The following is a 23,779-nucleotide window of genomic DNA, read 5'->3' as shown; positions in this document are numbered from 1 at the left end:
GTCGGAGGCTTCTTCGGCAGCCTGCTCAGAGAACGGAGTGCACTCACAGCCGCTCGCGATGCCGCGAGCGAAGGAAGCGAGGAACAGCCTTCATGGGGCGTCGGCTCGTACCGCTCACGCTGGACAATCTTCAGGACCTCCCCCAGCGCTGCCGCTCGTGCGTCTTCTGGGAACTCGACCCTGTCACCGGTGAAGCCGCGATAGGAGCAGGCACAGCCGCTCGGGAGAAGGAGGCCTGGATCTCGGCGGTCCTGCTGGACTGGGGATCCTGCGGCCGGGTCGTCTACGTCGACGAGGTCCCGGTGGGCTTTGTGCTCTACGCACCGCCCGCTTACGTCCCCCGCTCGACCGCGTTCCCCACGAGCCCCGTCTCACCCGACGCCGTGCAGCTGATGACCGCGTTCATCGTTCCGGGATATCAGGGCCAGGGACTGGGCCGGGTGATGGTGCAGACGGTCGCCAAGGATCTCCTGCGGCGGGGCTTCAAGGCGATCGAGGCGTTCGGGGACGCTCGCTGGAAGGAGCCCGGCTGTCTGCTGCCGGCCGACCATCTGCTCGCGGTCGGCTTCAAGACGGTCCGCTCCCATCCCGCCCATCCTCGGCTGAGACTGGAACTGCGTACGACGCTCTCCTGGAAGGAAGACGTGGAGATGGCTCTCGATCGGCTGCTGGGGGCGGTGCAGAAGGAGCCGGCGCTGAGACCGCTGTGAGCGGTTCAGCGTTAGGACTGTCGGTGGGGAAACAAGCGAGTGGGCCGACCCCGAAGGGTCGGCCCACTCGCTTGTTTCACGTGAAACATCAGCCGTCTGTGTGACGGCCTGGCGTTCACTCGGCGATGAAGTCCTCGAGGTCGCGGACGATCGCGGCCTTCGGCTTGGCGCCGACGATGGTCTTGGCGACCTCGCCGTTCTGGTAGACGTTCAGCGTCGGGATGGACATCACGCCGTACTTGGCAGCCGTACCGGGGTTCTCGTCGATGTTGAGCTTGACGACCTGGATCTTGTCGCCGTACTCGTTGGCGATCGCCTCGAGGGACGGAGCGATCTGGCGGCACGGACCGCACCAGGCGGCCCAGAAGTCCACCAGGACAGGCTTGTCGCTCTTGAGGACGTCCTGCTCGAAGGTGTCGTCGGTCACGTTCTTGAGGTCGGCCACGGCGGGCTCCTTTAACTGATGTGTGCGGTGGGGCGGAGGGGAGGTCAGACGGCGGCGGTCTTCTCGGGCTCGGCCTGCTCCTCGTCCGTGAGGGCTGCGAGGAAGCGCTCGGCGTCCAGAGCGGCCGAACAGCCGGTGCCGGCCGCGGTGATCGCCTGGCGGTAGGTGTGGTCGACCACGTCACCGGCGGCGAAGACACCGGTCACGTTCGTCCGGGTGGAGGGCGCGGCGACCTTCAGGTAACCCTCTTCGTCCAGGTCGAGCTGGCCCTTGAAGAGCTCGGTGCGCGGGTCGTGGCCGATCGCGATGAACAGGCCGGTGACCGGCAGGTCGGAGAGCTCGCCGGTCTTGAGGTTGCGCAGCTTCAGGCCGGCCAGCTTCGGGTCGCCCTGGATCTCCGCGACCTCGCTGTCCCAGACGAACTTGATCTTCGGGTCGGCGAAGGCGCGCTCCTGCATCGCCTTGGAGGCGCGCAGGGTGTCCCGACGGTGGACGATCGTCACGGACTTGGCGAAGCGGGAGAGGAAGGTGGCCTCCTCCATCGCGGTGTCGCCGCCGCCGATCACGGCGATGTCCTGGTCCTTGAAGAAGAAGCCGTCACAGGTGGCGCACCACGACACACCGCGGCCCGAGAGTGCGTCCTCGTTGGGCAGGCCCAGCTTGCGGTGCTGCGAGCCGGTGGCCACGATGACGGCCTTGGCCCGGTGGACCGTGCCCGAGGTGTCCGTGACGGTCTTGATCTCGCCGGAGAGGTCGACGGAGACGATGTCGTCGGGGATCAGCTCGGCACCGAAACGCTCGGACTGGGCACGCATGTTGTCCATGAGCTCGGGGCCCATGATGCCGTCCTGGAAGCCGGGGAAGTTCTCCACCTCGGTGGTATTCATCAGCGCGCCGCCCGCGGTGACGGCGCCCTCGAACACCAGCGGCTTCAGCGACGCGCGCGCGGTGTACAGGGCCGCCGTGTAGCCGGCGGGCCCGGAGCCGATGATGATCACGTTACGGACGTCGCTCACGGCTTGATTCCTCGTCTCTGGACTGCGTCGGTCGACCGGTGGGAGCCTCTCTGAACTCTCACCCCACCCAACGGATCCTAAGGGGCGTGCATTCCCGGTGTGGCCGGGCACACGGAGGGGCCGACACCGTAGGGGATACCACGCATGACGCAGACGAAGCCTGATCGGTCAGGGCCGTGCGTAGGAGTCCTTCAAGAGAATCTTGGCCGCACCGACCGACGGATCCTTCCGGCAGGTCGCGTCCATGAGGTAGGCGGTGACCCGGGTGCCGTCCGAGGCGTCCGGCAGGACCACGAGCAGAGCCTCTTTCCCCTGGTAAGTGCCTTCCTCAAGGGCGAGGGCGGAGTCGCTCCGACCGATGCCCTGCTGTACGCACGCCGGGACCGTGGGCTGGTGGAAAACCCGAGGACTGTTGACGCCGGGCTCGTCCTGGACGCCCATGCTGTGCGGAGTCCGCGAGCCCTGGGAGCCGGCGAGGAGATTCGTCACCTGCTGCTCCAGCTTGCTCGCGGAGAAGGTGTCCGCGGCGGTTGTCCTCTGTTCTTGTGGCGCGCTGCCCGGCCCGTCGGTCCCCGTGAGGGCCGGCACCAGGATCGCGCCGAGTCCCACGGCTGCGGCGAGGGCGGCACCGAGTAGGACTGCCCTGCGGCGCCCGGTCCGCTTGCGTTCCTTACGGCCCGGGCCGGTGCCGGTGGAGCGGGCGTGCCCGGCGGGCCGGGAGGGCGATGTTTCACGTGAAACTCGCGTGACGCCTTCGTGGAGAGAAGTCGTGTCCGGCTCCGACTGGCGTCCGGTGTTCATCGGCGCCTCCGCGGCGAGCGCGGCCTCGATGCGGTGGGCCACATCGTCCGGCATGGCCGGAGGTGCGGGCATCGTTCCCAGCAGACCGCGGATCTCGTCGAGCGACGCCTCGACCTCCGCGCAGAGTTCGCACGCGTCCAGATGGCGGCGGAGGTCGGCGCTGCGGGAGGGGGACAGCAGCCCCTCGGCGAGGTCGGAGATCTCCGCGACATCCGGGTGCCCGGCGGTGTCCGTCGATGTCACGTTCGCCCACCTCCGCCCTTCACAGCAGCTGAATCGCCGTTCCCGGCGCTGTCCGGACCCTCACCGCGAGTGTCCGCTGCTGGTGGGACGGATGTCCCCTGCGCCCGGTTCCGTCCCGCCTCCGTTTCTCTGTCGCGGCCGGACCTCTCGGGCCGCAGGTGAGTGAGGAGCGGCAACAGCCTGGCTCTGCCGCGGGCGCACCGGCTCTTCACCGTGCCGGTCGGCACGTCGAGCACGCGGGCGGCTTCGGCGACGGGGTAGCCCTGCATGTCCACCAGGACGAGGGCGGCGCGCTGGTCGGGCGGAAGGGTGCCGAGGGCTTCGAGAAGCTGGCGGTGCAGATCGTTGCGCTCGGCGGGGGCGGAGGCCGACTCATGGGGCTCCAGCAACTGCTCCAGGCGCTCGGTGTCGTCGACCGGAGAGGTCTTGCGGGAGGCCGCCTTGCGGGCCCGGTCCAGGCAGGCGTTCACGGTGATGCGGTGCAGCCAGGTCGTGACGGCCGACTGGCCGCGGAACGTGTGAGCGGCCCGGTAAGCGGAGACAAGGGCGTCCTGGACCGCGTCAGCGGCCTCTTCCCGGTCGCCGAGGGTCCGCAGGGCCACGGCCCACAGCCTGTCCCGGTGCCGTCGCACGAGTTCACCGAAAGCGTCGGGGTCGCCCGCCACGTGGCGGGAGATTAGGTCCTCGTCCCTTGCTTCGCGGTACCTGACACCCTCTGCCATCGGCCCCTCCTTGAGGGCAACCTTACGGGCCGACCTTCTGCACAACCCGTCGGTATCCCGCATGGGGGCTCGCCGACACTCAGCCAGCCCCCATGCCGTTGGCCTAGCCGCGTCCCTCGGTGTCCATGGCAGCTACCCAGTACTTGCCACACTGGCCTCCGAACTTCCAGACCCCGACGCCCACCCAGGGACCCGTTTCTCTTTTGCCGTTGCTGCACTCCGTTATGGATCGAGCTTTTCCGTGCCTGACAGTGCAGGTAGCGCTCCAGGAGTTCACGGTTTGTCGCCAGTTGTTGCAGCTGTAGTTTGAGGCTGCGGATGCGGGATCGGCGGTCGCCATCCCCGTGCTGAGAAAGGCGGCGGCCACGGTTGCCGTTACGGCATGGCGCAGTGCAATGAGCTTCAAGGAAGTCTCCCCCTTGCTTGCCCTTGACGGGCTAGCACTAATGGTCGTGGAACATCATATGTATGTTTCACGACCGTCTGTGCATCTGCGGCGGTCTGTGGTGCCGACCTGCCAGTGACCTCGGCCTGCCCATGATGAGCAACAGAATCAGTGGGCGACCTTGATGTCCGCTACTCGGCCGCGATAGATGCCTGCCTCCGTCTGCGGCAGACTTGTGAGCCAAACCAGGAGATATCTGGCCTTGAGGGACTGGTTGGGCTTGAGTGTCACGGTCGTGCCCGAGCCGTCGGCCACCTCTTTATAACTGTCGAAGGCAGTCGGCAGGGTGCCCGTGGTTTCGTTCGCCGCGCGCAGTTCCAATGATGTGTCCCCTATGAAGGAAACCGTCACCTTTCCGACCTGCTGGACACTGCCGAGGTCGAGGATGATGCCCACGCCCGGCTTCAACCGACCGAAGTCGGCGCTTTTGTAGTAGGCCGCCGTCTGCCAGTAGGTGCTTGCGCTGTTGTCGTAGGCCTTGTAGAGGTCGGAAGGCTTCTCGGATCCATCACCGAACGGGTCGAAGTCCTGAGTCCCGCTGATGGCGATCGGTGCACCACTCTTCGGCTTGGGCGTGACGGCGCCGTTCTCGTCGTTTCCGTCCGTCGTCTGCGTCTGGTCGGTGTCCTCGGACTTGTTGCCATGGTCCATCAGGGCGTCCGCGAGCTGCCAGCTGCCGAGGCCCAGGGCCGCGATGAGCAGAGCGGAGACCGCCCACTTCAGGGCCCGTCCGGTGCGGCTCTGGAGCGGGGGCGGCAGTGCGGTCACAGCCTGGGTGGCACCCGGATGCGGCGCAGGGCGACCGTAGGTCCCCTGCTGGTACGTCGTGCGCTGGTAGTCCGGCGGCGCGGTGAACGAGGGCTCCGGCGGGCGGATGCGGGGCATCTCGCCGATCGCCTTCACCAGCTCCTCCGGCGTGGTGCACGCGGCCTCGTGCCGGGACGCGGTCGCGCCGTCGTTGGCGAAGGCACGCATCGCGAGCTCCGACAGACCCCGGTGGACGCCGGCCCGCACCTGGTCGGGGGCGATGAGCCCGACGTCCTTGGGCAGCCCGGACAGGCCGAAGGCGTCGTCCTCGTACGGCCAGCGCTGGGTGAGCGCCGCGTACAGCAGAGCACCGATCGCCTCGGTGTCGGTGCGCTGAGGACTGTCGGAGGAGACGCCCCGCAGCGCCGCGTTCACGGCGAGACCCCGGATACGCCACTGGCCCGTGGAGGTGCGCAGCACGGCGTTGGGGTTCAGCCGCAGATGGGCCAGGCCCTCGCGGTGCGCGGCGGCCATGGCGGAGGAGATCTGGCTGACCATCTGGTAGGCGTCGTGCGGCTCCAGCGGCCCGGAGGCGAGGAGCGTGGTCAGCTCGATGGCGTCGGGCAGCCACTCGTGGACGACGTAGACGAGGGCGTTCTCCTCCACCGCGTCCAGCACCTGGACGAAGCGGGGATCGCCGAGCAGCGCGGAGGAGCGAGCCGCCGCCAGCACGGAACGGGCCCGGGTGTGGTTCGCGGGCAGGACGTGCACGCCGACGGCACGCCGGAGCTTCTCGTCGACCGCGCGCCAGCTGCTGAACCCGTCCAGGCGGGTGACGCAGTCCTCGAGCCGGTAGCGTCCGGCGAGTTTGTGGCCGCTGTGCAGCTCCAGCGGTGAGGCCTCCTCGGGGCGCTCCGCCCCGTCGCTTCCCTGTGCCTCGTCCCTGTCCGTGTCCCGCTCCCGGTTCTTGGCCACCCCGTCGGCCGTGGACTGGTCCGCCTGCGCGGTCAGCGGCTCGTCACCGCTGTTGTCTGCCACGTCGACGGCAGCCGTAGTCCGTTCCGCCACCGTCGTTCCTGCCTCCCCATTCATTGCGCGCCGTGCGACCTCGTGCGCGCCGTCCGACGCCGAACCCAATTGTGCCCACAGTCCGACGCTATGCACGACACGCGGCGGCGGACGATGGTTGTGCGCCTACCCCCGGCCTCAGCGCCCAAGGCGTCCGCGCACCATGCCGACGAGGGAGTTGAGCTCCTCGATGCGCATGCGGCGGGCCGCGACGAAGAAGACGACGAGCAGGACGGCCCCGCCGGCCAGCAGCGAGGCGAGGGAGCCGAGGACGCCCTTGCCGAGCGTCTGGATGATCCCATAGCAGGCCGCTCCGCTGAGCAGTGCCGCCGGAACGGAGGCGATGCACAGCCGGGCGTAGGTGCGCAGAACGTGGGAGCCGTCGAGGTCACCGCCGAGCCGCTTGCGCAGGCGGTTCCACGCGACGCCGACACCGATCGCGTACGCCAGGCCGTAGGCGGCGGCCATGCCGGCCACCGCCCATCGGGCAGGCAGGACGAAGTAGCAGACGGCCGAGGCGCACGCGTTCACTGCGGCCACGATGACCGTGTTGTAGAAGGGGGTGCGGGTGTCTTCATACGCATAGAACGCGCGCAGTACGACGTACTGCACGGAGTACGGGATCAGGCCGAGGCCGAAGGCCATCAGCATGAAGCCCATGTTGGTGGCCTCGCCGGTGCCGGACGAGCCGAAGATCAGGGTGCACATCGGGATGCCGAGGGCGAGGAAGCCGAAGGCGATCGGCACGATGGCGACGGCCGTGGTGCGCAGGCCCTGCGAGATGTCGTCCCGGACGGCGCCGGCGTCGTCCTCGGCCGCAGAGCGCGAGATGCGCGGCAGCAGTGCGGCCATCAGGGAGACGGTGATGATGGCTTGCGGCAGTCCCCAGATCAGCTGGGCATTGGCGTAGGCGGCGAAGCCCGTGCCGTCCACGGGCGAGGCCTTTCCGGCCGCGGTCGACAACTGGGAGACGACGATCGCTCCGGCTTGGTTGGCGAGGACGAACAGGAAGGTCCACTTCGCGAGCGTCACGGCCTTGCCGAGGCCGTGGCCCCGCCAGTCGAAGCGCAGGCGCAGCCGGAATCCGGTTTCGCGCAGGTAGGGGATCATGGCAAGCGCCTGGACGACCAGACCGAGCAGGACGCCGACACCGAGAAGCCGCTGGCCCTCGGGCGGGATCGACGTGACCTTCATGCCGGAGTCGGCCGCGGTGCCGTAGACCCAGATGAACATCCCCAACGTCACGATGATGACGATGTTGTTCAGGACCGGCGTCCACATCATCGCGCCGAACTTGCCGCGGGCGTTGAGGATCTGCCCCATCACCACGTGGATGCCCATGAAGAAGATCGAGGGCAGGAAGTAACGGACGAAGGTGACGCCGACCTCGTTGGCCGCCGGGTCGCTGGCGACCGGGTCGGACAGAGCGCGGATGAGCAAGGGAGCGGCCGCGACGGCAACTACCGTGAGCCCGCCCAGCGCCACCATGACCAGGGTCAGCAGACGGTTGGCGAATGCCTCACCGCCGTCATCGTCCTCCTTCATGGCGCGCACCAACTGCGGCACGAAGACGGAGTTGAGGCCGCCGCCGACGGTCAGGATGTAAATCATGGTCGGCAGCTGGTACGCCACCTGGAACGTGTCGCCGAGGAGGCCGACGCCGAGCGCTGAGACGATCAAGGCCGACCGGATGAACCCGGTGAGGCGCGAGACCATCGTGCCCGCCGCCATCACCGCGCTGGACTTCAGCAGGCCCGCGGCGCGGCCGCCCTTCTTTCCGGCCGGGGCGGCCGGGCCGGCCGGGGTGGGCGACGGGGCCGCGGCCGGGGTGGCGGTGAGGTTCATGGTCTCCTCGACCGCGAGCGACGGTTCCGCCGCTGCCGGCGCGGGAGGAGCCGCCGGTCCGGAGCCGCCCGGCGCCGCGGCCGGCCCGGGGACGGCCGGAGAGTCCGTGAACGGGCGGGCGCCGCTCTGCTGCTGGTCGCGGAAGAGATGCGCGAACGCGTCGGGTTCGTGCCGTTCCTCGCCGGAGTGGGTGACCAGGTCGTCCACTCCCACGAACTGCGTGGTGCGGGGGTCGTCGCCGTACGGCAGGTACTGGGTGGCACTCGCCGGTTCGGGAGCCGGCGTCTGGGCCCATACGCGGGGGTCGGGTGCGTACGGGGACTGCTGCGGCTGCCCGTACAACGGCTGCTGCGGCTCGTGGGCGCCGGGCGGCGGCGGGGGGTGGGCGGCGCGGTCGTAGAGCGCCTCGGCCACCGGATCCTGCGCGCTGAGGTCCTGGGAGCGGTACGGGTCCTGGTCGAAGGCGTCCTGAAGGTACATGTCCGCGGGGTGCTGCGGCGGCACCTGGCCGTGCTCGGGCGGCGGGCCCTCGGGGTGACCCGAGCTGCCCGCGGCCTGGCCGCGGTCACCGTCGTACGGCGCGTTCATGGTTACCCCACCTCATCGTCCCGGGCCGACCGGCCACGACATCCTCAACGGTCCACTCTCTCACCCGTCCCGGACGGGTCGGTGCTTTCCGCTGCGGTGTCCAGCGTCCCGTCACTCGGCTGCACCGGGTCGTCCGCCCCGGACCGTACACCCGTCTCATCGGCCTCACGGTCTCCCGCAACGGCCGGGCTTCCGGGCTCCTCGGGGGCTTCTTCCCCGTCACGTGCGCCTTCCTCGGCCTCCCGGGCCGCGGCGCGCTTGCGCTGGGTGTACATGCGGAAGCCGGCCAGCACGAGCAGCAGCACACCGCCGCCGATGACCAGCATGACGGTCGGCGTGATCTCGGTGACCCGCACGTCGAACCTGACGGGGGCGCCGTACTGCCGGCCGTCCTCGGTGTAGAGCTGGGCGACCACGGACGTCTTGCCGTTCACGTTGGCGGACGTGGTGAACTTCACCGTCGTGCTGTGACCGCCGGAGACCTCGATGCGCTGCTCTGAGTAGTCGTCGCCGCCGATCTCCAGTCGCGTCCCGTTGGTGGACGTGAGCCGCAGCACCAGGTGGTCGACGCCCTGCACCAGGTTGTTCTGAACCGTCACGGGGATGGTGGCGCTGCGCCCGGAGAGCTTGGTCTCCGACTTCTGGATCAGCTTGACCTGGCTGGTGAGCGTGGTCAGGTAGGTCTGCACGTCCTTGCGGAAGGTGCGGGCCGCCGTGGGCCGGCCCCGCCATGACGTGGCCATCTCGCGGTTGATCGCCCGGCCGAAGGGCGTCACCACCCGCGACTCGTCGGTGAGGATCAGTTCGAAGTTGTCGAGCTTGGCCTGGGTGGCCGCCATCCGCTCGAAGGCGGAGCGGGGCAGCTCCTGCTTGCGCAGCGCGGTGGAGTACTTGGACTGTGCCGGAACCCTGGTGGTGGCGGCCGGATCAGGCTTGGCCGAGGCCGCCGCCGTCAGTTGCTGGGGCTGGGACCAGGTGCCGCTCTGCAGCGCGGTCACCGCTTCCGCCATCGCCTGCGCCTGGCTTGCGCTGGGCATACGGGGCGGGGCGACGACGATGCTGCGCTGCTTTCCCGTCTGCAGGCTCAGCGCGAGGCTCTGCGCGAGGAATCTCTGCACGGCGAGCGTGGATGTGGAGGCCCGCGTGAGATCGCCCTGGAACGCCGTCGACAGCGCTGCGTCCGCGACGACCGCCGTGGTGCCGCCTCCGATCGGCCGGGCGGCGGAAGGGGTGTACGTCAGGCCGTTGGTCTCCCGCAGGCTGTCGCTGCGGGCGATCACCTTGTCGGCGCCGGCGGAGGTGGCGACCTTCACGATCGACGGGTCGACGGCTCCCTCCGCGGGCCAGGCGAAGTCCGTGCTCGGAGTCACGTGGAGGACGGTTTCCACCGTGGTGGCCGCGACGTCGGTGGCCGCCTTGAGCTGGTTCAGCGAGCCGCTGACGCCTGTGCCCTCGTGCGCGAGGGAGGCCAGGTCGGGGTCGCCGAAGGGGAGGGCGACGACCTCCTTGCCCTGCACCGCGTCCTGCAACTCGGCGAGCCAGCGCTTGGCGATCGCCTGGTGGGTGCCGGCCGTGGGGGCGTCGAGGCCGTTCTGCACGTTGTAGCGGTCGGCCATGGCGTCGACGGACGCCAGCAGGTCGGGGTCGATCACCCAGGTGACGTCGAGGGACTTGCCCAGGCTCACGAGCTGGTCGAGCCGGCCGCCGGGAGAGATCTCCCTGGCGAGGTCGTCGTCGAGGAAGACCGGAGTCTGCTGTTCGTCGGAACCGGTCTGAGCGGTCATGTGGACGGAGGAGATCAACGGCCACAGCACGGTCGTGCGGGTCGCGGTGGCGGTGTCTTCGGGGTGCCAGGGCAGGAACGTCCGCTGGACGCCCAGGATCTGCCCCCACGGCCGTGCGGCGGTCTCGCCCGAGAGGGAGACGCTCAGCGGGTAGACCCCGTCGGCCTTGAGCTTGAGCGCGGCGACCGGCACGGAGATGCTGAACGGCTCGGCGACGCCGGGGGTCAGCCGGTCGACCTCGGCGGCGTACTTACCGCCCACCGCGGCTCCGGCGTCCGCGCCGGCGAGGTCGTCGGCCCGGCCGGCGGTGGTGTCGACGGCCGAGCGGGTCGCCAGCGGGGACCCGACCCGCAGATCGACCTGGGCTTCGGTGACCGCCTGCTTGCCGTTGTTGGTCACGGTGCCGGACACGGTCACCGTGTCGTCGGCGGTGGGTGCGGCGGGTGTGAGCGAGTCCACGGCGACGGCGACCGATCCGGCGCCGGAGGCGTCCTTCACGGAGTCCTGTGCGGCCGCGTGTGCGGCGGGAGCGGGCAGCTGGAGAAGACCGGCCAGCAGAGGCGCCGCCGCGAGCAGTGCTCCGGTGCGGCGCAGCCACCGGCGGGCAGGTGAGGGAGTCGTCCCCGGGAAGTCTGCCGCCTCGGCCACGTGCTCGTCCGTCCCTCGTCGTCAGTGGTCGTCAGTGGTCGTCGGAAAGTGCGTCCACGCATGGTAACGATGCGCGCTGAGGGGAAGTGCCGCGGACCGCTCCACAAGATCGGGAAGAACGGGCGGGCGTCCGCTGTGCGGATAAAGGGAGAGAGGTGGGAGTGTACGCCGGGGAAGCGGGCCTTGTGCCGGTTCGGGCGAGTTGTCCCTCGCCGTAATGCGGGCGCTTCGGGCTCGCCCGGCCACGTACCCTCTTCTGTTGTGCCGAACGCCAACGAAGACAACCTCAGTGCCCTGAGCCAGGTGCAGCACCGCGCGGTCGACGAGCTGCTGCGGGTCGCCCCTGTGGCCGACGATCTCGCCCGCCGCTTCCGGGAGGCCGGGTTCTCCCTCGCCCTGGTCGGCGGCTCGGTGCGGGACGCGTTGCTCGGCCGGCTCGGCAACGACCTCGACTTCACGACAGACGCCCGCCCCGAGGACGTTCTCAAGATCGTCCGACCCTGGGCGGACGCCGTCTGGGAGGTCGGGATCGCCTTCGGCACCGTCGGGGCGCAGAAGAACGCCCGCGTCGGGGACGTCGAGCGAAGCTTCCAGATCGAGGTGACCACCTACCGGTCGGAGGCCTACGACCGCACCTCCCGCAAGCCGGAGGTGTCCTACGGGGACTCCATCGAGGAGGACCTGGTCCGCCGCGACTTCACCGTGAACGCGATGGCGGTCGCGCTTCCCGAGAAGGAGTTCATCGACCCCCACGGCGGCATCGGCGATCTCGCGGCGGGCGTGCTGCGTACCCCGGGCACTCCCGAGGCGTCCTTCTCGGACGACCCCCTGCGCATGATGCGCGCCGCCCGCTTCGCCGCCCAGCTCGACTTCGAGGTCGCTCCCGAGGTCGTCGCGGCGATGAAGGAGATGTCGGGCCGTCTGGAGATCGTCTCCGCGGAGCGGGTCCGGGACGAGTTGAACAAGCTCGTCCTGTCCGCACATCCCCGCAAGGGTCTGACCCTGCTGGCGGAGACCGGACTCGCCGAGCACGTCCTGCCCGAGCTGCCCGCGCTGCGGCTGGAGAGTGACGAGCACCACCGGCACAAGGACGTCTACGAGCACACCCTGATCGTCCTGGAACAGGCGATCGCGCTGGAAGAGAACGGTCCCGACCTCACCCTCCGGCTGGCGGCGCTTCTGCATGACATCGGCAAGCCGCGCACCCGTCGTTTCGAGAAGGACGGCCGAGTCTCGTTCCACCACCACGAGGTGGTCGGGGCGAAGATGACGAAGAAGCGCATGACCGCGTTGAAGTACTCCAACGAGCTGGTGAAGGACGTCTCACGTCTGGTCGAACTCCACCTACGCTTCCACGGGTACGGCACCGGGGAGTGGACGGACTCCGCGGTGCGGCGCTATGTGCGGGACGCGGGGCCGCTGCTCGACCGTCTCCACAAGCTGACGCGCTCGGACTGCACCACCCGCAACAAGCGCAAGGCGACCGCGCTCTCGCGGGCGTACGACGGGCTGGAGGAGCGAATCGCCCAGCTGCAGGAGCAGGAGGAGCTGGACGCGATCCGTCCGGACCTGGACGGCAACCAGATCATGGAGATCCTCGGTGTCGGGCCCGGCCCGGTCATCGGCAACGCGTACAAGCACCTGCTGGAGCTGCGGCTGGAGAACGGGCCGATGGAGCGGGACGCCGCGGTGGCTGCGCTCAAGGAGTGGTGGGCCGAGCAGAGCTGACAGCAGGGAGCGGGGGTGTGTTTCACGTGAAACACACCCCCGCTCCACAGACGGAAGGGGCGGTGTTTCACGTGAAACACCGCCCCTTTGCGCTGCCGCGCTCTCCGCTGTACTTCTCTACTTCTTTGTTTCCGCGAGGCAGAGAACGACGTCGTGGCCGCCGCCGGACTGGATGTAGGAGATCGTCCAGTCCTTGGTGACGGACTCGCACTTCTTGTCGTCGCTCGTGCCGTCGAACTTCTCGACGACCTTGAACTGCGCGTCGCCCGAGGAGCAGTCGACCTCGTTGAGGTCGGGCGAGGATTCGTTGCCCTCGTTGTGCAGGCAGGCGCCGACCGAGGTCGTCTCCGCGTCCGTCGAGGTCGCCCACCAGCCGATGCCCCACTTGACGACACCGATGATGACGGCGACGACGATGAAGCCGAGGACGCGCGCCACCTTCTTGCCTGCGTTCTTCTGCGGCGCCGGCGGGGGCAGTGGCGCACCCTGGTCGGGGACCGGGGCGTAGGGACCGGGAGTGCCCTGGGCGGGAACCGCCGGCAGGCCGGACTGCTGCACCGTGGGGTCGGTGGGCGCCTGGGCGTACGGGTTCTGGCCTTGAGGCGGCGGCGTGGTCATGGTGGGTTGTCCCCCCTGGAACATGGGCGCGCTTGGCGCAAAGTAAGACCCACGTAAGTTACCGGCCCTCACAGGCCACTTTGCTTTTCCTAGATCAGTCTGTGGCGTTGATGTGATCCTGACGTGTGAGCAAAGCGGGCCATAGCCACCGCAACCGCTCCGTAGATCAAGGACACCGTGATCACGAGGGCCGCCGAGCGTCCGTCCGGCGGCAGCATCAGCGCGGCCACCCCGGCGGCGCCCACGAAGGAGACGTTGAAGAGCACGTCGTACACGGAAAAGATCCGGCCACGGAAGCCGTCGTCGACCGAGGACTGCACGATCGTGTCCGTCGCGATCTTCGCGCCCTGGGTGGTCAGCCCCAGGACGAAGGCCGCGGCCAGCAGAGGGATCGTGGCGAAGGGGAGGCCCAGGGCGGGTTCCAGTACCGCCGCGGCTCCCGCGCACACGACGATCCAGCGTCCGGGCCCGAGCCGTCCCACCGCCCCCGGTGTCACGACGGCCGCGGCGAAGAAGCCGGCGCCGGAGACGCCCAGGGCCAGCCCTAGAAGGGCCAGGCCGTCGCCGGTGTCGGAGGTCAGGGCGTAACGACACAGCATCAGCAGCATGACCAGCAGGGCGCCGTAGCAGAACCGCATCAGCGTCATCGCGCCGAGCGCCATCGCCGCTCCCCGGCGGCGCGGTTCGGAGAGGTGACGCACACCGGCCGCCAGGTCGCGGGCGGTCCCGGCGAGCGCGGAGGTGAATCGCGGTTGCACCGCTGCGGCGTCCGGTCCGAGCAGGTCCCGTGTCATGCGCAGTGCGGCGAGCGCTCCGCACAGATACAGCGCGGCGCCCAGCAGGACGACGACCGCGTCGGAGTCCGCGACCGCCAGCCGTACGACGAACGCGAGACCCCCGCCCGCGGTCGCCGCGAGAGTCCCGGCCGTCGGGGAGAGGGAGTTGGCCATCACCAGGCGCTCGGCGTCGACGACCCGGGGCAGTGCCGCGGAGAGACCGGCGAGGACGAAGCGGTTGACCGCGGTGACGCACAGGGCGGAGACGTAGAACAGCCAGTCGGGAACGGGCGCGATCATCAGGACGGCGGTCGCCGACGCCAGCAGGGCGCGCAGCAGGTTGCCGTAGAGGAAGACCTGCCGGCGGCGCCAGCGGTCCAGCAGGACGCCGGCGAAGGGGCCGACCAGGGAGTACGGCAGCAGCAGCACCGCCATCGCCGAGGCGATCGCTGCGGCCGAGGTCTGTTTCTCCGGTGAGAAGACGACGTACGCCGCCAGCGCGACCTGGTAGACGCCGTCGGCGCACTGCGAGAGCAGCCGCACGGCGAGCAGGCGCCGGAAGTTGCCGAATCGCAGCAGGAGGCGCAGATCACGGACGACGGGCATGGGGCACAGCCTCACATACGGAGAGGTGCCCCGGGTCGACGACCCGGGGCACCTCTCCGGCCCTGGCAGGAGCGACTCAGCGAGTCGGAGCGCGCAGCGGGCTCGGCTAGCGCTCGACCTCACCCTTGATGAACTTCTCGACGTTCTCACGGGCCACGTCGTCGAAGAACTGGACCGGCGGGGACTTCATGAAGTAGCTCGACGCGGAGAGGATCGGGCCGCCGATGCCGCGGTCCTTGGCGATCTTCGCGGCGCGCAGCGCGTCGATGATGACGCCGGCGGAGTTCGGGGAGTCCCAGACCTCGAGCTTGTACTCCAGGTTCAGCGGGACGTCGCCGAAGGCGCGGCCTTCGAGGCGCACGTAGGCCCACTTGCGGTCGTCGAGCCAGGCGACGTAGTCGGACGGGCCGATGTGGACGTTCTTCTCGCCGAGCTCACGGTCGGGGATCTGCGAGGTGACGGCCTGCGTCTTGGAGATCTTCTTGGACTCCAGGCGGTCGCGCTCCAGCATGTTCTTGAAGTCCATGTTGCCGCCGACGTTCAGCTGCATCGTGCGGTCCAGGATGACGCCGCGGTCCTCGAACAGCTTCGCCATGACGCGGTGCGTGATGGTGGCGCCGACCTGGGACTTGATGTCGTCACCGACGATCGGGACGCCCGCCTCGGTGAACTTGTCCGCCCACTCCTTGGTGCCGGCGATGAAGACCGGGAGGGCGTTGACGAAGGCGACCTTGGCGTCGATGGCGCACTGGGCGTAGTACTTCGCCGCGTCCTCGGAGCCGACCGGCAGGTAGCAGACGAGGACGTCGACCTGCTTGTCCTTGAGGGTTTGGACGATGTCGACCGGCTCCTCGGCGGACTCCTCGATGGTCTCGCGGTAGTACTTGCCGAGACCGTCCAGGGTGTGGCCGCGCTGCACGGTGACACCGGTGGTGGGCACGTCGCAGATCTTGATGGTGTTGTTCTCGGAGGCGCCGATGGCGTCCGAGAGGTCCAGGCCGACCTTCTTCGCGTCGACGTCGAACGCGGCGACGAACTCGACGTCGCGGACGTGGTAGTCGCCGAACTGGACGTGCATCAGGCCCGGGACCCTGGACGCCGGGTCGGCGTCCTTGTAGTACTCGACGCCCTGTACCAGCGACGCGGCGCAGTTGCCCACGCCGACGATGGCTACGCGAACCGAACCCATTCCGGTTGCTCCCTGTGTGTACGAGTGAGGCCCTGACTGGGCGCTCACGTGGCGGTGTCGTCGGGCGTATCCGTCCGGGGGGTGTCCCCGGTACGGGGCAGGCCGCCCGACGCTCCATGTGTGGTGTCCTGCTGAGCGGATCCCCCGGAAGCGGGACTTCTCAGGTCCCGTCCGGCCCGCTCGCTCTCGATGAGCTCGTTCAGCCAGCGCACTTCGCGCTCCACGGACTCCATTCCGTGGCGCTGGAGCTCGAGCGTGTAGTCGTCGAGGCGCTCCCGGGTGCGCGCGAAGGAGGCGCGCATCTTCTCCAGCCGCTCCTCCAGCCGGCTGCGGCGGCCCTCCAGGACGCGCATGCGCACATCGCGGGAGGTCTGCCCGAAGAAGGCGAAGCGAGCCGCGAAGTGCTCGTCCTCGTACGCGTCGGGCCCGGTCTGGGAGAGCAGGTCCTCGAAGTGGTCCTTACCTTCCGCCGTCAGCCGGTAGACGATCTTGGCACGGCGGCCGGTGAGGGATGCGGCGAGGGCGTCCTCCGGGGTGCTGCCCGCCTCCTCGATCAACCAGCCGTTGGCGACCAGCGTCTTGAGGCAGGGGTAGAGGGTTCCGTAGCTGAACGCCCGGAACACCCCCAGCGACGTGTTGAGCCGTTTACGCAGCTCGTAACCGTGCATCGGGGATTCGCGGAGGAGACCGAGTACGGCGAACTCCAGGATCCCGGAACGCCGGCTCATGGGTCGCCTCCTCTCTGCCCCGGCCCGCTGTGGCGGGCTCCCCGGACGGCTTATGTCGCGCCGATGTATCGAGTCGATACATCAGCACGATAGAGCGGCCTCCGGAATGCGACAAGCGCGGGTTCCGTGAGCGGGATCACATCGGGCATGAGTTGGGGGCGAGTTGCCGGGTTTGGGGTGAACTTCGGAGCTGGGCAGGTTTTGGCGGTGCGTAGTCTGTGCGCCATGCACACCACCGGGACCCAGGAGACGCCGGGGGGCGTCGAGGTCCTCGGTGCCGTACGGATGAATGCGCAACCGACCGCGTCCGTACTTCGGGGGGACAGGAAACCAGCCGCCGTTTCCAGGCGCGCACGGATGCGCCTGCCCGAGGAGTAATCGTTCGATGAGCGAGCACCGTCGCAAACCGCCGCAGCCGCAGGAGGGCGGACGTGCCGCGGCCCGACGCGGCCAGCCCGGCTCGCCCTCCGGCCGCCGCGCGGCACCGCGAGACGCCACCGGGTCTCCCTCCGACTCCCACGGGTCGGGTTACTACGGGTTGGGAGGCGACGGAGCGCCCGGCGGCCGGGCCGAGGCCCGGCGCGCGGCCCAGAGAAGCGCAGGCGGTGGCCGGCGCAGAGCAGCCGAACCCGCCGCGGGCCGCCGCGGCGTTTCGTCCAGGCCTCCCGGCCGCAAGCGCTTGGTCGACTACCCGCGCGCCGACAAGGACGGCTGGCGTCGCTGGACGCCGTCCTGGAAGCTCGTCGCCGGGCTGTGCGTCGCCTTCTTCGGCAGCCTGGTGGCCGCCGCGGGCATCGGGTACGCCATGGTGGGCATCCCCGAGGTCGACAAGACGGCGGAGGCGCAGAACAACGTCTACTACTGGAAAGACGGCAGCCAGATGGTCGCCACCGGTGGGGAGACGAACCGGCAGATCGTCGATCTCTCGCAGATCCCGGAGGCGATGCGCTGGGCGGTGATCTCGCAGGAGAACAAGACCTTCTACGACGACGCCGGCATCGACCCCAAGGGCATCGCCCGAGCAGTGTTCAACATGGCCCGGGGCGGCCAGACGCAGGGTGGCTCCACCATCACCCAGCAGTACGTCAAGAACGCCATGCTCAACGACCAGTCCCAGACGATCTCCCGCAAGGTCAAGGAGATCTTCGTCGCCGTCAAGGTCGGGGCCGAGGTCGACAAGGACCAGATCCTGGCCGGCTACCTGAACTCGGCGTACTACGGCCGCGGCGCCTACGGGATCCAGGCCGCCGCCCGCGCGTACTTCAACAAGGACGCCATCGACCTCAACCCCGGTGAGTGCGCCTTCCTGTCCGCGATGCTGAAGGGCGCCACGTACTACGACCCGGCGGGCGCGACGTCGATCGACCCGGCCGCCAACGCTCAGAACAACTCCCGGCGGGCGCTCCGTCAGATGCAGGACACCCTCGACAAGATGGTCGAGTACAAGCATCTGCCGCTCGCCGAGCGGATCAAGTACACGACCCTTCCGAAGTGGCAGAACCCGCGCTCGAACACCGCGCTGAGCGGACAGATCGGCTACCTCGTGGACCTCGCCAACAGCTACCTCATCACGCACAGCGAGGAAACCGGGATCACCGCCGACAAGCTCCAGCTCGGTGGCTACTCGATCCGCACGACCTTCGACAAGAGCAAGGTCAAGGAGCTCGAGACGTCGGTCGCGAAGGTCAAGAAGGCCAACATCAAGCCGGACCAGCGTCCGGAGACGGACACCCATGTGCAGTTCGGCGGGGCCTCCGTGAACCCGGCGAACGGCGCCATCGAGGCGATCTACGGCGGTGAGGACGCCACCAAGCACTTCACCAACAACTCCGACCAGACCGGCGCCCAGGTGGGTTCCACGTTCAAGCCGTTCGTGCTCGCGGCAGCGATGACCTGGGGCGTCCGTGACCCGGATCTGGGCTCGTCGCAGGCCCAGGACGAACGCACGGTCGTCTCCCCCAAGAGCTTGTTCAGCGGCAAGAACAAGCTGAAGATCAAGGAGTACGACGGATCGGTCTGGAAGAACGAGAAGGGCCAGGAGTGGCTGCAGACCAATGACGGCCAGGCCTCCTACGGCGAACCGCCCAACTTCAAGATCGACCTGCGTGAGGCGATGCGCGAGTCGGTGAACTCCGCCTTCGTGCAGCTGGGCATGGACGTCGGGCTGGACAAGGTGAAGGAGGCCGCGCTCAACGCCGGCCTGAAGAAGGGCAGCCTCACGGGCTCCGGCTTCCCGTCGTTCTCGATCGGCATCTCCGACCCGAGCGCGATCCGTATGGCCGGCGCCTACGCCACGTTCGCGGCCAGCGGCAAGCAGCGTGAGCCCTACTCCGTGGAGAAGGTCACGAGCAAGGACGGCACGATCTTCACGCACAAGACCGTCACGAACCAGGCGTTCACCAAGAAGGTCGCCGACAACGTCACGGACATCCTGAAGACCGTGGTCGACGACGGCACCGGCACCGCCGCCCAGCTGCCCGGCCGCGATGTGGCCGGCAAGACCGGCACCACCGACGGCAACAAGTCGGCCTGGTTCGTCGGCTACACGCCGCAGCTGTCGACCGCCGTCACCATGTTCCGTTACGACGACAACGAGTCGAACAAGAACCGCACGTTCCTGGAGATGTTCGGCACGGGTGGTCAGAAGAAGATCCATGGCGCCTCGTTCCCGGCCGAGATCTGGCACGACTACATGGCCGAGGCCATGGACGGCCTGCCGGTGAAGGACTTCCCCGCTCCGGAGGAGATCGGTGAGGTCCTCAACAAGGACCCGATCCCGTCTCCCTCGCCCTCGGTCACCGAGAGCGAGGAAGAGGAGTCGCCGTCCCCGTCGCCGAGTCCCAGCAAGACGGAGGTCGAGCCCTCGCCCTCGCCGAGCGAGACCTGCACCAAGTTCTTCGGATGTGACGACGGCAAAACGGGCGGAGCGAACAACAACGGAGGCGCCAACGGCAACGGCGGGCCGGGCGGCGACATCAGTCCGTCACCCAGCCTCTCGGAGTCACCAGGCACCAGCAGAGGCAATGACAACGGGGGCTTCTTCGGCGCCCCGAACGGTTAGTCCGTAACGCCCCGCAAGGCTGTTTCACGTGAAACATGTCCGTGTTTCACGTGAAACGAGGACCGTCCCACCCGACCAGGTGGGGCGGTCCTCGGCGTTTTACTAGGTGGGTACGGCAGGATGTCGCCCATGCCCAGTGCAGAATCGACGCCAGCGCGCGTGCACGACCCGGAGCCGGTACGGCCCACCCAGGACGACGAGATCGCCAGGGCCGGCAGCGAACTGATCGGCGGCCCTCTGGGACGGCACGCCCTGACCGGGATGTCCTGGCTGACTCCCGTACGGGTCATCGCGCTCGTGGCGATCGGGATGTTCGCCCTCGGCCTGGTCCAGAAGGCGCCCTGCTACGACGGCGGCTGGTTCTACGGGGCCAGTTCCCAGTACACGCACGCCTGTTACTCGGACATCCCGCACCTTTACGCGGGGCGTGGCTTCGCCGACGGGCTGGTGCCGTACTTCGACAAGCTCCCCGGCGACATGACCTATCTCGAATACCCGGTGCTGACCGGTGTGTTCATGGAGGTGGCCAGCTGGCTGACGCCGGGGAGCGGCACCGTCCAGCGCCAGGAGCAGTGGTACTGGATGGTCAATGCCGGGATGCTGATGGCGTGCGCGGCGGTCATCGCCGTCTGCGTGACCCGGACGCACGCCCGACGTCCCTGGGACGGTCTGCTGGTCGCCCTGGCGCCGGCCTTCGCGCTGACCGCGACGATCAACTGGGACCTGCTGGCGGTCGCTCTGACGGCCGCGGCGATGCTGATGTGGTCCCGGAGCCGGCCCCTCGCCTTCGGCGTCCTCCTGGGGCTCGCCACGGCCGCCAAGCTCTATCCCGTCTTCCTGCTGGGACCGCTGCTGGTGCTGTGTTGGCGCGCGGGGAAGTGGCGGGCCTACGCCACCGCCGTCGCGGGCGCGCTCGTCGCCTGGCTCGTGGTCAACCTGCCGGTGATGCTGTTCGCCTTCGACGGCTGGTCGAAGTTCTACACCTTCAGCCAGGAGCGCGGCGTCGACTTCGGGTCGTTCTGGCTGATCCTGGCCCAGAACTCCAAAGACCCCCTCACCACCGGCAGCGTCAACACCCTGGCCACCGCCCTGGTGGGAGTGAGCTTCCTCGGCATCGCGTGGCTCACGCTGACCGCCCCGCGCCGCCCTCGCTTCGCCCAGCTCGCCTTCTTGATGGTCGCTGCCTTCATCCTCACCAACAAGGTCTACTCCCCGCAGTACGTCCTGTGGCTGGTGCCGCTGGCGGCACTGGCCAGGCCCAAGTGGCGGGACTTCCTGATCTGGCAGGTCTCGGAGGTCGTGTACTTCCTCGGGATCTGGATGTACCTCGCCTACACGACCAGCGGAGACGCCCACAAGGGTCTGCCCACCGACGGCTACCACTGGGCGGTCGGCGTGCACCTCCTGGGCACGTTCTACCTCTGCGTCATGGTGGTGCGGGACATCCTCACGCCGGAGCGGGACGTGGTCCGTCAGGCCGGTGAGGACGATCCCTCGGGGGGAGTGCTCGACGGGGCGGACGACGTCTTCGTCGTCGGCGCGACGAACCCTCCGCCCCGGCGCGAGGCGCGCTTCGACGAACCCGGGGCGGACTGGCGCAGGCAGCCGACGGCCGACAGTTCGCCCTGAGCGAACACACTGCCGCCCGGGCGGACGAAAGGCCGTGCACGGATCCTCCGTGTACGGCCTTCGCTGGTTCCGCGTGGATGACTGAGCGCGGTGCTCAGCGGTCCAGGATCCGGTCGAACTGCGTGGTGGTGTGCCGCAGATGGGCCACGAGCTCCTCACCCACCTGGGGCTCGGGGGCGTCCGAGGGCACGAACAGGATCGACACCTGCATGTGCGGCGGCTCGGCGAACCACCGCTGCTTGCCGCCCCAGACGAACGGCGAGAGGTTCCGGTTCACGGTGGCCAGGCCGGCCCTGGCGACGCCCTTGGCGCGTGGCATCACGCCGTGCAGAGCCTTAGGGGCCTCCAGACCCACACCGTGCGACGTACCGCCCGCCACGACCACCAGGAAGCCGTCGGAGGCGGCCTTCTGCTGGCGGTAGCCGAACCGGTCGCCCTTGGCGACGCGGGTGACGTCCAGAACGGCGCCTCGGTACTCGGTGGCCTCGTGGTCCCCCAGCCACAGCCGCGTGCCGATACGGGCGCGGAACCGGGTCTGCGGGAACTGCTGCTGCAGCCGGGCGAGGTCCTCCGCCTTGAGGTGGCTGACGAACATCGTGTGCAGCGGCAGCCGGGCCGCGCGCAGCCGGTCCATCCAGCCGATGACCTCCTCGACGGCGTCGGAGCCGTCGGTGCGGTCCAGCGGCAGGTGGATCGCGAACCCTTCGAGGCGGACGTTCTCTATGGCGGCGTGCAGTTGGTGAAGGTCCTGCTCGCTGATGCCGTGCCGCTTCATCGAGGACATCACCTCGATGACCACGCGGGCGCCCACGAGGCCGTACACGCCGTCGATCGACGACACCGAGCGCACGACGCGGTCGGGCAGCGGGACGGGCTCCTCGCCACGCCGGTAGGGGGTCAGCACCAGGAGGTCGCCGCTGAAGAAGTCCTTGATGCGCGCGGCCTCGTACGTGGTGCCGACGGCCAGGACGTCGGAGCCCAGTCGTGTGGCCTCCTCGGCGAGCCGCTCGTGCCCGAACCCGTAGCCGTTGCCCTTGCAGACCGGGACGAGTCCCGGGAACTGCTCCTGCACGTGCTTGTGGTGCGCCCGCCAGCGCGCGGTGTCGACGTAAAGCGTGAGCGCCATGGCCGGACCCGGAACCTTTCTTGTGGCTGCGGTTGGTGTGGAGGTGAGCGAAGCTCGGAGAGGGGAGAGCCTGTCAGCGACGCGACATGTAGATGTCGAGCGCCTTGTGGAGCAGCTTGTTCAGCGGGAAGTCCCACTCGCCGAGGTACTCGGCGGCCTGTCCGCCCGTGCCCACCTTGAACTGGATCAGGCCGAAAAGGTGGTCCGACTCGTCCAGCGAGTCGGAGATGCCGCGCAGGTCGTAGACGGTCGCGCCGAGCGCGTAGGCGTCGCGCAGCATCCGCCACTGCATGGCGTTCGAGGGACGGAACTCGCGGCCGATGTTGTCGGAGGCGCCGTAGGAGTACCAGACGTGCCCGCCGACGATCAGCATGGTCGCCGCCGACAGGTTCACCCCGTTGTGGCGGGCGAAGTACAGCCGCATGCGGTTCGGGTCCTCGGTGTTGAGAGCCGTCCACATGCGCTGGAAGTACGACAGCGGGCGCGGCCGGAAGTGGTCGCGCACGGCCGTGATCTCGTAAAGCCGCTGCCACTCCTCCAGGTCGTGGTAGCCGCCCTGGACGACCTCGACGCCGGCCTTCTCGGCCTTCTTGATGTTGCGGCGCCACAGCTGGTTGAAGTTCTTGTGCACCTCTTCGAGGGAACGGTTCGCCAGCGGCACCTGGTAGACGTACCGGGGCTGGACGTCGCCGAAGCCGGCGCCGCCGTCCTCGCCCTGCTGCCAGCCCATGCGGCGCAGCTTGTCGGCCACCTCGAAGGCACGCGGCTCGATGAAGTCGGCCTCGATGTCGCGCAGTCGCTTGACGTCCGGGTTCTGGATGCCCGCCTTGATGGAGGTGGCCTCCCAGCGGCGGATGATCACCGGCGGGCCCATCTTCACGGAGAAGGCGCCCTGTTGCCGCAGGTGCGCGAGCATCGGTTCCAGCCACTCGGTCAGGTTCGGCGCGTACCAGTTGATGACCGGGCCCTCGGGCAGATAGGCCAAGTAGCGCTTGATCTTGGGGAGTTGGCGGTAGAGGACGAGGCCGGCGCCGACGAGTTCGCCGGTCCTGTCGTCGAACCAGCCGAGGTTCTCCGACCGCCACTCGGCCTTGACGTCGGCCCAGGCCGGAACCTGCATGTGGCTCGCCGACGGCAGGCTCTGGATGTACGCCAGATGCTGCTCGCGGCTGATCGTCCTCAGGGTCAGGCTCATTCGGGGCGCTCCTCGGGCTGGTGTGTCCCCATGGGTACAGGGGCTCCTGGCTCTCGCGCGA

Annotated in this window: 17 protein-coding genes; 4 read left to right on the top strand and 13 right to left on the bottom strand. The window is 68.8% G+C overall.

Translation table 11 applies throughout. The features are described 5' to 3' along the window. The first annotated feature begins 92 nt into the window (after positions 1–92). Entirely contained in the window at positions 93–710 is a 618-nt protein-coding gene (locus tag ACFYXA_RS25225) for a GNAT family N-acetyltransferase (protein WP_130439152.1), read from the top strand. 115 nt (positions 711–825) lie between these two features. On the opposite strand, the gene trxA is transcribed toward ACFYXA_RS25225, so the two are convergent. From trxA to ACFYXA_RS25190, 7 genes are all read right to left on the bottom strand, one after another. Then, complete coding sequence (trxA, locus tag ACFYXA_RS25220) at positions 826–1,155, bottom strand: thioredoxin (RefSeq protein WP_351094193.1); 330 nt, start codon at positions 1,153–1,155, stop codon at positions 826–828. Between the two features lie 44 nt (positions 1,156–1,199). Further along, entirely contained in the window at positions 1,200–2,171 is a 972-nt protein-coding gene (trxB, locus tag ACFYXA_RS25215; RefSeq protein ID WP_352251231.1) for a thioredoxin-disulfide reductase, read from the bottom strand. Between the two features lie 168 nt (positions 2,172–2,339). Continuing rightward, on the bottom strand, positions 2,340–3,215 hold the full coding sequence (locus tag ACFYXA_RS25210; RefSeq protein ID WP_389036602.1) for an anti-sigma factor family protein: 876 nt from the start codon (positions 3,213–3,215) through the stop codon (positions 2,340–2,342). After that, complete coding sequence (gene sigM / locus ACFYXA_RS25205; protein ID WP_389036599.1) at positions 3,212–3,937, bottom strand: RNA polymerase sigma factor SigM; 726 nt, start codon at positions 3,935–3,937, stop codon at positions 3,212–3,214. Before sigM ends, ACFYXA_RS25210 begins: the two co-directional genes overlap by 4 nt. Before the next feature lie 553 nt (positions 3,938–4,490). Beyond that, positions 4,491–6,197 carry a protein kinase family protein gene (locus ACFYXA_RS25200; RefSeq protein ID WP_389036596.1) on the bottom strand — a complete coding sequence of 569 codons (1,707 nt, stop codon included), beginning with the start codon at positions 6,195–6,197 and terminating at the stop codon, positions 4,491–4,493. Between the two features lie 138 nt (positions 6,198–6,335). Then, positions 6,336–8,630, bottom strand: a complete 2,295-nt coding sequence (murJ, locus tag ACFYXA_RS25195; RefSeq protein WP_389036592.1) for a murein biosynthesis integral membrane protein MurJ — start codon at positions 8,628–8,630, stop codon at positions 6,336–6,338. 44 nt (positions 8,631–8,674) lie between these two features. Continuing rightward, entirely contained in the window at positions 8,675–11,062 is a 2,388-nt protein-coding gene (locus ACFYXA_RS25190) for a DUF6049 family protein (protein ID WP_389036589.1), read from the bottom strand. A gap of 261 nt (positions 11,063–11,323) precedes the next feature. Here ACFYXA_RS25190 and ACFYXA_RS25185 point away from each other — a divergent pair, with 261 nt between their 5' ends. Beyond that, on the top strand, positions 11,324–12,790 hold the full coding sequence (locus ACFYXA_RS25185; protein WP_389036586.1) for a CCA tRNA nucleotidyltransferase: 1,467 nt from the start codon (positions 11,324–11,326) through the stop codon (positions 12,788–12,790). A 117-nt stretch (positions 12,791–12,907) separates the two neighbouring features. On the opposite strand, the gene ACFYXA_RS25180 is transcribed toward ACFYXA_RS25185, so the two are convergent. The 4 genes from ACFYXA_RS25180 to ACFYXA_RS25165 all read right to left on the bottom strand — a co-directional run bounded on the left by ACFYXA_RS25180 (position 12,908) and on the right by ACFYXA_RS25165 (position 16,707). Beyond that, entirely contained in the window at positions 12,908–13,408 is a 501-nt protein-coding gene (locus tag ACFYXA_RS25180) for a hypothetical protein (protein ID WP_389036583.1), read from the bottom strand. Between the two features lie 89 nt (positions 13,409–13,497). Then, on the bottom strand, positions 13,498–14,790 hold the full coding sequence (locus tag ACFYXA_RS25175) for an MFS transporter (RefSeq protein WP_389036580.1): 1,293 nt from the start codon (positions 14,788–14,790) through the stop codon (positions 13,498–13,500). Positions 14,791–14,896: 106 nt separating this feature from the next. Next, positions 14,897–15,979, bottom strand: coding sequence for an inositol-3-phosphate synthase (locus tag ACFYXA_RS25170; protein ID WP_389036577.1), 1,083 nt, complete (start codon positions 15,977–15,979; stop codon positions 14,897–14,899). Between the two features lie 44 nt (positions 15,980–16,023). Next, a complete protein-coding gene (locus ACFYXA_RS25165) occupies positions 16,024–16,707 on the bottom strand; it encodes a helix-turn-helix transcriptional regulator (protein WP_352251210.1) in 684 nt (227 codons plus the stop codon). A gap of 385 nt (positions 16,708–17,092) precedes the next feature. Here ACFYXA_RS25165 and ACFYXA_RS25160 point away from each other — a divergent pair, with 385 nt between their 5' ends. Continuing rightward, the gene (locus tag ACFYXA_RS25160) at positions 17,093–19,768 is read left to right on the top strand and encodes a transglycosylase domain-containing protein (protein ID WP_389036572.1); all 2,676 of its coding nucleotides are present in this window, start codon (positions 17,093–17,095) and stop codon (positions 19,766–19,768) included. A 129-nt stretch (positions 19,769–19,897) separates the two neighbouring features. Then, on the top strand, positions 19,898–21,397 hold the full coding sequence (locus ACFYXA_RS25155) for a glycosyltransferase family 87 protein (RefSeq protein WP_389036569.1): 1,500 nt from the start codon (positions 19,898–19,900) through the stop codon (positions 21,395–21,397). 94 nt (positions 21,398–21,491) lie between these two features. Here the strand turns inward: ACFYXA_RS25155 and ACFYXA_RS25150 are convergent, their stop codons facing one another. Both ACFYXA_RS25150 and femX read right to left on the bottom strand, forming a co-directional pair. After that, complete coding sequence (locus tag ACFYXA_RS25150; protein ID WP_130439180.1) at positions 21,492–22,523, bottom strand: alanine racemase; 1,032 nt, start codon at positions 22,521–22,523, stop codon at positions 21,492–21,494. 73 nt (positions 22,524–22,596) lie between these two features. Beyond that, complete coding sequence (femX, locus tag ACFYXA_RS25145; RefSeq protein WP_130439182.1) at positions 22,597–23,718, bottom strand: peptidoglycan bridge formation glycyltransferase FemX; 1,122 nt, start codon at positions 23,716–23,718, stop codon at positions 22,597–22,599. Between the last annotated feature and the right edge of the window lie 61 nt (positions 23,719–23,779).

This window comes from Streptomyces sp. NPDC002566 (genome assembly GCF_042889585.1).
Classification (GTDB): domain Bacteria; phylum Actinomycetota; class Actinomycetes; order Streptomycetales; family Streptomycetaceae; genus Streptomyces.
The sequence above is the reverse complement of the archived record's forward strand: the minus strand, read 5'-3'. Positions and strand labels throughout refer to the sequence as shown.

Excerpts from the sequence above, each read along its gene's own strand:
- ACFYXA_RS25225 (WP_130439152.1), top strand. The coding sequence starts at position 93 with ATGGGGCGTCGGCTCGTACCGCTCACGCTGGACAATCTTCAGGACCTC.
- sigM (WP_389036599.1), bottom strand. The coding sequence starts at position 3,937 with ATGGCAGAGGGTGTCAGGTACCGCGAAGCAAGGGACGAGGACCTAATC.
- murJ (WP_389036592.1), bottom strand. The coding sequence starts at position 8,630 with ATGAACGCGCCGTACGACGGTGACCGCGGCCAGGCCGCGGGCAGCTCG.
- ACFYXA_RS25180 (WP_389036583.1), bottom strand. The coding sequence starts at position 13,408 with ATGACCACGCCGCCGCCTCAAGGCCAGAACCCGTACGCCCAGGCGCCC.
- ACFYXA_RS25175 (WP_389036580.1), bottom strand. The coding sequence starts at position 14,790 with ATGCCCGTCGTCCGTGATCTGCGCCTCCTGCTGCGATTCGGCAACTTC.
- ACFYXA_RS25170 (WP_389036577.1), bottom strand. The coding sequence starts at position 15,979 with ATGGGTTCGGTTCGCGTAGCCATCGTCGGCGTGGGCAACTGCGCCGCG.
- ACFYXA_RS25165 (WP_352251210.1), bottom strand. The coding sequence starts at position 16,707 with ATGAGCCGGCGTTCCGGGATCCTGGAGTTCGCCGTACTCGGTCTCCTC.
- ACFYXA_RS25160 (WP_389036572.1), top strand. The coding sequence starts at position 17,093 with ATGAGCGAGCACCGTCGCAAACCGCCGCAGCCGCAGGAGGGCGGACGT.
- ACFYXA_RS25155 (WP_389036569.1), top strand. The coding sequence starts at position 19,898 with ATGCCCAGTGCAGAATCGACGCCAGCGCGCGTGCACGACCCGGAGCCG.
- ACFYXA_RS25150 (WP_130439180.1), bottom strand. The coding sequence starts at position 22,523 with ATGGCGCTCACGCTTTACGTCGACACCGCGCGCTGGCGGGCGCACCAC.
- femX (WP_130439182.1), bottom strand. The coding sequence starts at position 23,718 with ATGAGCCTGACCCTGAGGACGATCAGCCGCGAGCAGCATCTGGCGTAC.